Annotated in this window: 8 protein-coding genes and 1 pseudogene; 5 read left to right on the forward strand and 4 right to left on the reverse strand. The window is 72.7% G+C overall.

Annotated features, from left to right (window positions below; translation table 11 throughout):
• Window positions 1-147: 147 nt before the first annotated feature.
• A pseudogene (locus EAO77_RS36175) lies at window positions 148-822 on the reverse strand (aspartate/glutamate racemase family protein); the annotation flags it as partial.
• 159 nt (window positions 823-981) lie between these two features.
• On the opposite strand from EAO77_RS36175, the gene EAO77_RS36180 reads away from it, so the two are divergent.
• Both EAO77_RS36180 and EAO77_RS36185 read left to right on the forward strand, forming a co-directional pair.
• Window positions 982-1,743, forward strand: coding sequence for a class I SAM-dependent methyltransferase (locus tag EAO77_RS36180; RefSeq protein WP_147992534.1), 762 nt, complete (start codon window positions 982-984; stop codon window positions 1,741-1,743).
• Window positions 1,744-1,885: 142 nt separating this feature from the next.
• A complete protein-coding gene (locus tag EAO77_RS36185; RefSeq protein WP_147992535.1) occupies window positions 1,886-2,749 on the forward strand; it encodes an alpha/beta hydrolase in 864 nt (287 codons plus the stop codon).
• Window positions 2,750-2,911: 162 nt separating this feature from the next.
• Here EAO77_RS36185 and EAO77_RS36190 read toward each other — a convergent pair whose 3' ends face one another.
• Complete coding sequence (locus tag EAO77_RS36190) at window positions 2,912-3,409, reverse strand: lamin tail domain-containing protein (RefSeq protein WP_147992536.1); 498 nt, start codon at window positions 3,407-3,409, stop codon at window positions 2,912-2,914.
• 238 nt (window positions 3,410-3,647) lie between these two features.
• On the opposite strand from EAO77_RS36190, the gene EAO77_RS36195 reads away from it, so the two are divergent.
• The 3 genes from EAO77_RS36195 to EAO77_RS36205 all read left to right on the forward strand — a co-directional run bounded on the left by EAO77_RS36195 (window position 3,648) and on the right by EAO77_RS36205 (window position 7,968).
• Window positions 3,648-4,070, forward strand: a complete 423-nt coding sequence (locus EAO77_RS36195; RefSeq protein WP_147992537.1) for a DUF6003 family protein — start codon at window positions 3,648-3,650, stop codon at window positions 4,068-4,070.
• A gap of 470 nt (window positions 4,071-4,540) precedes the next feature.
• Window positions 4,541-6,871: a phosphoketolase family protein gene (locus tag EAO77_RS36200; protein WP_147992538.1), complete on the forward strand. Its 2,331-nt coding sequence runs from the start codon at window positions 4,541-4,543 to the stop codon at window positions 6,869-6,871.
• Between the two features lie 152 nt (window positions 6,872-7,023).
• Window positions 7,024-7,968: a hypothetical protein gene (locus EAO77_RS36205; RefSeq protein ID WP_147992539.1), complete on the forward strand. Its 945-nt coding sequence runs from the start codon at window positions 7,024-7,026 to the stop codon at window positions 7,966-7,968.
• 60 nt (window positions 7,969-8,028) lie between these two features.
• On the opposite strand, the gene aztD is transcribed toward EAO77_RS36205, so the two are convergent.
• Both aztD and EAO77_RS36215 read right to left on the reverse strand, forming a co-directional pair.
• On the reverse strand, window positions 8,029-9,240 hold the full coding sequence (gene aztD, locus EAO77_RS36210) for a zinc metallochaperone AztD (RefSeq protein ID WP_147992540.1): 1,212 nt from the start codon (window positions 9,238-9,240) through the stop codon (window positions 8,029-8,031).
• Window positions 9,241-9,362: 122 nt separating this feature from the next.
• On the reverse strand, window positions 9,363-9,901 hold a 539-nt coding region (locus tag EAO77_RS36215; RefSeq protein WP_147992541.1), incomplete at its 5' end, for a metal ABC transporter substrate-binding protein.

Raw genomic sequence — 9,901 nt, forward strand, 5'->3', positions numbered from 1 at the left:
GGTGCGCGCCGGGTCGGCCTCCTCGGCACCCGCTTCACGATGGAACAGGACTTCTACCGCGCGCGCCTGGAGGCCGCGGGGCTGGAGGTGTGCGTGCCCGACGAGGACGGAAGGGCGCTCGTGCACCGGGTCGTCTACGAGGAACTCTGCCTCGGCGTGGTGCGGGAGGAGTCCCGCGCGGCCTACCGGAAGGTCATCGGTGACCKCCTCGCCGACGAGGAGTTCGATCTCCGTGCAGCCCAGGACGACGCCTTCCGCTCCGTCGGCGACGAGGTCACCGATGACCTTCCGGTAGGCCGCGCGGGACTCCTCCCGCACCACGCCGAGGCAGAGTTCCTCGTAGACGACCCGGTGCACGAGCGCCCTTCCGTCCTCGTCGGGCACGCACACCTCCAGCCCCGCGGCCTCCAGGCGCGCGCGGTAGAAGTCCTGTTCCATCGTGAAGCGGGTGCCGAGGAGGCCGACCCGGCGCGCACCGGCGGCACGCACGGCGTCCGCGGTCGCGTCGGCGAGGTGCAGCAGGGGCACCGACACCGCCGCCGCGACCTGGTCGGCGACCTTGTGCATGGTGTTGGTGCACAGCAGCACCATGTCGGCGCCCGCCCGTTCGAGGGATCGCGCCGCCGAGGCCAGGATCTCGCCCGCCTCCGTCCAGCGGCCCTCGGTCTGGAGAAGCTCGATCTCCGCGAAGTCCACCGAATACAGCACGCACGTCGCCGAATGCAGCCCGCCGAGCCGCTCGCGCGTGAACTCGTTGAGCAGCCGGTAGTACTCGGCGGTCGACTCCCAGCTCATACCGCCGATGAGCCCGATCGTCTTCATAGCGGTCCACCTCCTCGGACGGCCGATACTGCAGGACCTGCCGCCTCAAAGCAATCCAACTGTCCACAGTCGTCGCCATAAGGGGCACTTATACGACGGATGGTGCGCGCTGGGGATATCCGCTCGCCGGCCCGGACGCCCGGCTGCGACGATCTACGCATGGAACGAACGTTTGAGGAGTTGGTGACCGAGGCCGACGCGGCGCCGATGGACGGATGGGACTTCACCTGGCTGGAGGGCCGGGCGACCGAGCAGCGCCCTTCCTGGGGCTATCAGCGTGCGATGGGCGAGCGGATGGCACGGGCCACGGCGGCGCTGGACATACAGACCGGTGGCGGCGAGGTACTGGCCGGCGTGCCCGTTCTGCCACCGCTGACGGCCGCCACGGAGTCCTGGCCTCCGAACGTGGCGAAGGCCACCGCGCTGCTGCACCCGCGGGGCGTGGTGGTCGTCGCCGACGCGGACGAGCCACCCCTGCCGTTCGCCGACGAGGCGTTCGACCTGGTGGTCAGCCGGCATCCGGTGGCCGTCCACTGGGTGGAGATATCGCGGGTCCTCCGGCCCGGGGGCATCTACTTCTCCCAGCAGGTGGGCCCGGCCAGTGTGTTCGAGCTGGTGGAGTACATCCTCGGCCCGCAGTCGGCCGAGACCCGCCGCGGGCGGCACCCCGACGACGCACGCGAGGCGGCCGAGGCGGCCGGGCTGGAGGTGACGGACCTGCGCGCGGAATCGCTGCACACCGAGTTCCGTGACATCGGCGCGGTGGTCTGGTTCCTGCGCAAGGTGATCTGGATGGTCCCCGGTTTCACCGTCGGCGCGTACGAGGAGCAGTTGCGCCGGCTGCACGAGCAGATCGTGCGCGAGGGGCCGTTCACCGCCCGCACCACACGGTTCCTGATAGAGGCCCGCAAGCCGCTGTGACGGCGCTGTGGTGGCCATCGGGTGCCGTCGGCACGGCAGTTGCGCCGATGATCTTCGGCTGCACAGGGTCCCGAGGTCGTGCGGAGCGGCCGCCCCGGCCGGACGTGCCGCGAGGCGGCACAGAGCAGAGAGAGAGCAGCACATGCAGCCGACCTTCGTCCTGGTGCACGGAGCCTTCGCGAACTCCTTCTCCTTCGCGCCGCTCCAAGCCGAACTCGGTCTCCTCGGGCACCGTTCGGTCGCCGTCGACCTGCCCGGGCACGGTTTCGGGGCGACGTACTCACGGGCCTACCAGGCACCCCAGGACCTCGAAGCGCTCGCCACCGCTCCCGGGTCGATCCGGGGTGTGACGCTCGCCGACAACACGGCGCACCTGATCGGGGTCCTCGAACGGGCCGGCGCGCACGGGCCGGTGATCCTCGTGGCGCACAGCCGCGGCGGCATCACGGTCACCGCGGCGGCCAACGCGCGTCCGGATCTCGTCGACCGTCTCGTCTACGTCGCGGCCTGGTGCCCGGTGGCCCTGGACGTCGGCGACTACTACGCGGAGCCCGAGATGGCCTCCGTCGACGCGGCGTCCCTGGGGCGGGCGACGGCTGGGAATCCGGCCGAACTCGGGCTGCTGCGTGTCAACTTCCGCACCGCGGAACCATCCGCGCTCGCCGCGTTCAAGGCGGCCTTCCTCGCCGACGGCACCGACGAGGAGTTCCTCGCCCTCCTCAACACCTTCCAGCCCGACGAGAACCTCGACGTCGGAACCTCCGCCGACCGGGCGCAGGCGGCGACGTGGGGCCGCGTCCCGAGGACGTACGTACGCCTGGCCGACGACGCGAGCATGCCGCCCGCCCTCCAGGACCGCCTGATCCGCGAGGGCGACGCGCTGACCCCGGAGAATCCGTACGACGTCCGCACCCTGCCGGGAAGCCACCTCAAGTGGCTGGTCGACCCGGCACCGGCGGCCCGGCTCCTCGGCGGGCTCGCACAGTCCACGGCCCCGTCCGCCTGACCGCACACCGCCGCCCCGCAACATGGCCGCCCCGCCGACCCGTCACACCACCGCCCCGTCAGCCCGTCAGCCCGACGCGCACCGCCCGCAGCACACCGCCGCCGAGCCGGTGTGCCCGGCTCGGCGGCGGTGCTCACGGGCCCCCTGGGCCCGCCCAGGCGCTCAGTGGAAGGTGATGAAGCCGTTGCCGTCGCGGTCGTTCGCCGCCTTGGTGTAGGAGTGGACGTCCGCGCGGTCGCCCGTGGGCTTGTACAGGTAGACGGTGTCGCCGTCGTTGTTCCACAGGAAGTTGCAGTTGTCGCGCCAGGCGACGTTGCCTCCGTCGGAGTCGGTGCCGTGGTTTCCGCGGAGCTTCACGTAGTCCCCGGGCTGCAGGTAGTGGTTCGAGGTGAACGTGTGCCGGTTGCCGGCCGCGTCCTTGACGGTGTAGCCGCGCAGATTCACCGTCGCGGAGCGCGAGTAGTTCTTGATCGTCAGGTACTCGTCACGGGTGTTGCCCGTGGCGCAGCTGTTGGAGTCCCTGCCGGGGGCGTCGTACTGGATGCCCCAGACCTTCAGTGCGGAGGAGTACTCCGCGGCCTGGGCCGGGGCGGCGGCCAGGGCGGCGAGCGAGCCGGCCGCGAGCGTGACGGCGACGACGGCGTGGGCGCGGGTGCGCATGGTGAGGTCCCCCCTAAATAGTGCTGATGAGCGACCAAACCCTACAGACAAGACGACTTGCCGTTTGTCGTTTCAAATTCTTCATCCGGACAGATCGCCCATGGTGTAGTGCACGCCGAGCGGCATCTGCCGTTGCGGTCCGCCGGCGGGCGTTCCGGTGCCGGTTCCGGCCGGTGCGGCGGGCGTCACGGGGTAGGCGCGGTACGAACGCCGACACATCGCCTCTGAGGAGCCCGGGATGACCGACGACGCCTATCTGTTTCTGGTGGACAGCACTGCCGTGACGCTCGGAGTGCAGCCGACGGGCGTCGGCGGTCTCACCTGCATGGACACCCCCGCCGTGCGGGCGTGGCTGGACGCGCAGGGGGTCGACGCGACGTCGCCGCTGCTGCGCATCCTGCCGCCTGAGGAGACGGCGGCCGTCCCGGAGGACGCCGAGCGGCTGCCGGTGCCGCTCAGCGAGGAGGAACTGGCGCGGGTGCGCGGCGGTGCGGCGCTCCCGGCGGCCACCGAGATCGAGCAGCAGCTGCTCGCCTACCGTTCCCTGGCGGACGGCAGGGAGGACCTGATCAGGCGCGCCCTGTCCGCGGGCGTTCCGGCCCACCGCGTCGCCGAGCTCTCCGGTGAGGACCTCGCCGCCGTGAAGGCCGCCGCGGGCTGAGCGGGCCGGCCCGCTCGCCGTCCGGCGCACCGCCCCGAAAGTCACACGATCCTCACATCGGGGACCGGTCGGGCGGTGTTCGCCGGGCACGCGTAGAGCATCACGCTGTCGAAGCCACCGGGAGACCCGGATGATAGCCGTCGCCCTGCTCGTGCCCCCTTTGCTCCTCGGGCTCGTGATGCTGCTCGACCGCTATGAGGACTACATGCGCGCCTCCTCCCACGCTCCCCGCCACGCCCGCGAGTGAGACGCGACGACGCCCGCGCCGGGGGCCGCCGGACGGGACCGGCCGGCCGGACGGATCAACCGGTCCGGCGCGCCGCACGCCCGGCCGCCGCGGGGACGGGTACGGGTGGTCCGTGACGCCGGGGGCCCGCGCGGGCCGGGCCCGGCGCGGCCACCGCCCGCGCGTTTCCCGTGACGACCGACGGCTCCGACGACGGCGTCGGGCACCGACCGGAAGAGGACCAGTGACCCGCACCTACCGACGCGCGGCCGACTACGTGGCCGCCTCGCTCATCTTCCTCCGGGACAACGTGCTGCTGCGCGAGCCCCTGCGGGCCGAGCATCTCAAGCCCAGACTCCTGGGCCACTGGGGTTCGTGCCCGGGGATCACGATGATGTACTCGTCGCTCAACGCTCTCGTCCGCGAACGGGACGCGGACGTCCTGCTGGTGACGGGCCCGGGCCACGGGGCGCCGGCCAACCACGCCAATCTCTGGCTGGAGGGGACGCACGAGGAGTACGACTCCGCCCTCGCACGCGACGCGGCGGGTCTCACCGAGTTGTCCCGCCGCTACTGCGCGCCCGACGGCTTCCCCAGCCACCTCTCCCCTGCCGTGCCGGGGACACTGCACGAGGGCGGCGAACTCGGGTACGCGCTGGCCACCGCGTTCGGTGCGGCGCTCGACGCCCCGGACCGGCTGGTGGCCTGCATCGTCGGCGACGGCGAGGCCGAGACCGGGCCGACGGCCGCCGCCTGGCACTCGCCGGCGTTCCTCGACCCGGTGACCGGCGGCGCCGTCCTGCCGTTCCTCCATCTGAACGGGTACAAGATCTCCTCCCCGACCGTCTTCGCCGGTATGTCGGACGAGGAACTGCACGCCCTCTTCCACGGCTACGGCTGGGACTGCCGGATCGTCGACGTGCGGGACGACCCCGGCGGCGAGCCGCTCGACGCGGCGGTACGCGACGCCCACGACCGCATCACCGCGATCCAGGAGCAGGCGCGGCACGGTCACCGCCCCGAACGGGCGCGATGGCCGATGATCGTGCTGCGCAGCCTGAAGGGGCAGGGCGCTCCCGCCGAGGTCGCGGGTCAGCGCATCGAGGGAACGTTCCACGCCCACCAGGTGCCGCTGAGCGCGGTCCACGACGACCCCGAGCAGCTCGCCGCGCTGGAGGCATGGCTGCGGTCGTACCGGCCCGAGGAGCTGTTCGACGACGAGGGCAGGCCGTCGCCGGAGGTGCTGGCCCACTGCCCGTCCGGCGCCCGGCGCATCGGGATGCAGCCCGCGGGCGACGGCGGACGGCTGCGCAGGCCCCTGGACCTGCCGCCCGCGGAGCCGTACGCCGTGGACGTCGCCGACGGGCCCGGCTCCGCGACGGCGAGCCCCAACGAGGTGCTGGCCGGCTGGCTCACCGAGATCGTCCGGCGTACCGGGGAGCGTCGCGACTTCCGCATCATGTCCCCCGACGAACTGGCCTCCAACAAGCTCGACGCCGTGCTGAAGGCGACGGGCCGGGCCTGGAACCGGCCGGTGGACGAGTACGCGGAGGACCTCGCACCGGACGGCCGGGTGATGGAGGTCCTCTCGGAACACAACTGCCAGGGCTGGATCCAGGGTTACCTCCAGACCGGGCGCCACGGCCTCTTCCCGACGTACGAGGCGTTCGCGTCCGTCGTGGACAGCATGGTCAACCAGTACGCGAAGTGGCTGAAGATGTCCCACGAGGTGTCCTGGCGCGCGCCCGTCAGCAGCCTCACCTACCTGCTCACCAGCGAGGGCTGGCGTCAGGAGCACAACGGCTACAGCCATCAGGGGCCGGGCTTCATCAACAACCTCCTCACCAAGAAGCCGACGGTGACGGGTGTGTACCTGCCGCCCGACGCCAACACCCTGCTGGTCACCATGGAGCACGTGCTGCGGGACACCGGGCGGATCAACCTGGTCGTGGCGGGCAAGCATCCCGCCGCGCAGTGGCTCGGCATCGACGAGGCGCGCCGGCACTGCGCGGCGGGCGCGGCGGTGTGGCCGTGGGCCTCGACCGGTGAAGGGAGCGGCGCACCCGAGGTGGTCCTGGCGTGCGCCGGTGGCATCCCGACGGTGGAGACGCTGGCCGCGGCCCGCATGCTGCGCCGGGATCTGCCCGAGGCGCGCATCCGTGTCGTCAACATCGTGGACCTGTGCTCCCTCGCCCCGCCGGACCGTCACCCCCACGGGCTCGCGGACGCCGATTTCGAGGCCCTGTTCGGCACGGACCTGCCGGTCGTCCTGGACTTCCACGGATACCCTTCCGCCGTGCACCAGTTGCTGCACGGCAGGCCGCACCCGGATCGGTTCCATGTGCGCGGATACGTGGAGGAGGGGACCACGACCACGCCGTACGACCTGCTGCTGAGCAACGGCGTCTCCCGTCACGACCTGGCGATCACCGCCCTGGAACACCTGCGGGGCCGCCCTGCCGAGACCGGCGACCTGGCCGTCCGCTACGCCGCCGACCGGGACCGGCTGCGGGCGGAACTGCGGCGCACGGGCGTTGATCCGGCGGAGATCACCACGTGGCGTTGGGAGTCCTGACGGCACATGCACGGCGGCCGCGCCGCGGGCCCAACACCCGTCGGCCCACCGTTCTTCTCGCACCCTCGCACCCTGCACACCGAGTCCTCGGCGTACGCTGCCTCGTTACAGTCACAACAACCCTCGTCGACCTCACCTTTCGGGAGCAGACAGTGACCGGTAGCGACAGCATCACATCCACCACCGCCCAGCTGGAGGAGGAACTCCCCCGGCTCGAAGCCCTTCAGCACGCGCTGAGGGGGGAACTGGAGCAGGTCACCGTGCGGTTGGAGTCCGTGCGCGGGGCCCTGACCGCACTCGGTGCCCTGGCGGCCGCACCACTCCCCCGGCCCCGGGCCGAACCCACCGCGCCCGCGGCGCCGGTGGAATCCGCCGCCGCGGACGCCGTCACACCGACGGACTCCGCCCCGGCGGCCGAGGCCGAGCCCGTGGCGGCGGACGAGGCGCCGGCTCCTGAGGCTCCCGCGTCCGAGGCCCCGGCCGCAAAGGCCGCGGCTCCCTCGGAGGCCGCCGCGCCGGACGTCGCGACCGAGCCCGCCGAGGCGGAGGCTCCCGCGCCGGCCGTGCCCGCCCAGACGAAGCGCGGCGGTGCGGCCAAGCCGGCCCGGAGCGCGAAGGCGACCGGCACGGCCAAGCAGACCAGGACCGCCCCGCGGGGAAGGACGGCCGGCAAGAGCACCAAGACCGCCGCTCCGGCCCGGAGCGCGAAGGCGACCGGCACGGCCAAGGCCACCGGTGCGGACAAGGCCACCGGCGCGACCAGGACCAGCGGCGCGACCAAGCCCACCGCTGCGGTCAAGGCGACCGGCGCGGCCAAGGCCGCCAAGACCGCGACGGGCGGCAAGGCCGTCACGTCGGCCGAGGCCGCGACCCCCGCCGCCGAGCCGAAGGACGGCACGGGCCTCACCGAGCAGGTCGTCGCCGTGCTCGCCGCCCGGGCCGACACCGCGCTGCGGGCCCGCGACGTCACCGAGGCCCTCGGCCGCGAGACCACACCGGGCGGCATCAACACCGTCCGCAGCACCCTCGACCGCCTGGTCGCGACCTCCCGCGCGTCGCGCGCCGGCCGCGGTCTCTACCAGGCGCCGGCCAACTGAGCGGCCCTGCCGGTGCCGTCGCCGGCACCGGCAGGAGCCCGTCGGCGCCCCGCGACGGCGTCAGTGCCCCGCGACGACACCTGACAGTTCGTTGGTGCTCTGCGGCAGGGTCACGCTCCGCAGCTTCTTCCCCGATTCCAGGTCGACCGCGTGCAGTGCGCGCTTGCCGGGCTCGGAGACGTACGCGGTGTGGTCGCGGACGAAGAGGGTGGGCCTGGGCTGCTGCCAGTCCAGCGGCTCCTGCCAGGCGCCGACCACGGGGATCTTCTTCTGCACGGTGCCCTTCTCGGGGTCGATGACGTGCAGGGCGCCGTCCGTGCCGAGGACGAGCGCCTCGCCGTGCGGGCCGCGGCCCAGCGAGCGGAACGAGTAGCTGGTTCCGAGGTCGACCAGGCGCAGACCCGCGGTCCGGGTGTCGACGAGCGACACCCGGGTCGGGCGCTCCAGCTCGGCGTCGGGATCGTTCTTGTAGTCGCCGAGGATGACCGGCGAGGCGTCGCTGCCGGCCTGGTTGCCGATGCGTCCGTACGCGTCGGGGGACTTCACCTTGGTGAAGGCGCCGTCCTTGTGGACGAGGACGCCGTCCTCGCAGCCCACGGCGATCGCTTCGCCCTGTGCCGCCGCCTCGCCGTGTACGCCGGGGCAGTTCTCGCTGCGCGCGATCTCCTTGCCCCGGGCATCCAGGACGAGGGCACCGGTCCGCTTCTCCTCGTCGCCGATGGTGGCGAGGAGTTCGCCTCCGGCCAGTTCGACGGCGACCCCGTGGTGGGGCTTCGCCGCGGTCCAGGTCCTGGCGGACGGCTTGCCGCCGTTCGCCAGGTCGTGGGGGTCGAAGACCTCCACCCGGCCGGTGCCGTCGGTGAAGAGCGCGGTCCGGCCGGCGTGCCGCACCACGTGCCCCGGCTTGGTTCCGGGGAAGGCGATGTCGGTGAGCTTCTGTGCGGAGGCGTCGAGGACGCGGAAGCCGGCGTCGGTGGAGACGATGACATGGTCCTCGTCACCGGCGGGGTTGACCCGGTTGAAGCCGGGCATCTCGATCGTGCGCACGAGGTCGAGGCTGCTGCCGTCCAGGATGTGGAGGCCGCCGTCGAAGGTCGCCACCAGCGGGTCCTTGACGTCGACGGCGGCCCCGGTGCTCGGTGCGGCGGTGGCCTTGTCGCCGGAGGCGGACGGGGTGGAGGCGCCGTCCGTGCCGCAGGCGGTCAGCGCGGTGGAGACCGCCAGGGCGAGTGCCGTCCCCGTGACGGTCCTGTTGCGTATCGCGTGGTTCACCGGTGTGTTCCTTTCTCGGCCGCGGGTTCGCGGCATGCATGAGGTGTGGCGGGAGGTGTGCGGGGTCGCACGGGCCCGTGGTGGGCGGTGTGCCCCGTGTCCCAGGGGGCGGCGGCCAGGTCTCAGGGGGCGGCCGTCAGGCCGTCGGTCATGGCGGTGGTGTTGGTCCGCATCATCTGGAGGTAGGTCGCGGCTCCGCCGCCCCGGGCGGTCAGCGACTCCGAGTGGAGTGCGACGACGCGGACCCCGTCGCCGAGCTCGGTGCGCAGCACCTCGGCCAGCCGCGCCGGCCGGGACGAGTCGGCGAAGACGGTGCGCACACCGGCCTCGCGCATGGCCTCGGTGAGCGAGCGCAGGTCGGACGAGCTCGGCGAGGCCAGGGTGGTGCCGCTCGGGACGACCGCGCCGATCACCCGGAAGCCGAAGCGGTCGGCGAGGTAGCCGAAGACATGGTGGTTGGTGACCAGGGCGCGCCGGTCCTCGGGGATCCGCTCGAACGAGGTCTCCATCCAGGCGGTGAGGTCGGCGAGTTGGCGGTCGTAGCGGGCGGTGTTGGCGCGTACGGCGGCCGCGTCCACCCCGTCGACGTGCTCGATCACCTGCGCGGCGATCAGGCCGGTGGCGGCCCGCACCCGGTCGGGGTCGGTCCAGAAGTGCGGGT

It is taken from the genome of Streptomyces sp. T39, from assembly GCF_008042045.1.
In the GTDB taxonomy this organism is placed as follows: Bacteria; Actinomycetota; Actinomycetes; order Streptomycetales; family Streptomycetaceae; genus Streptomyces.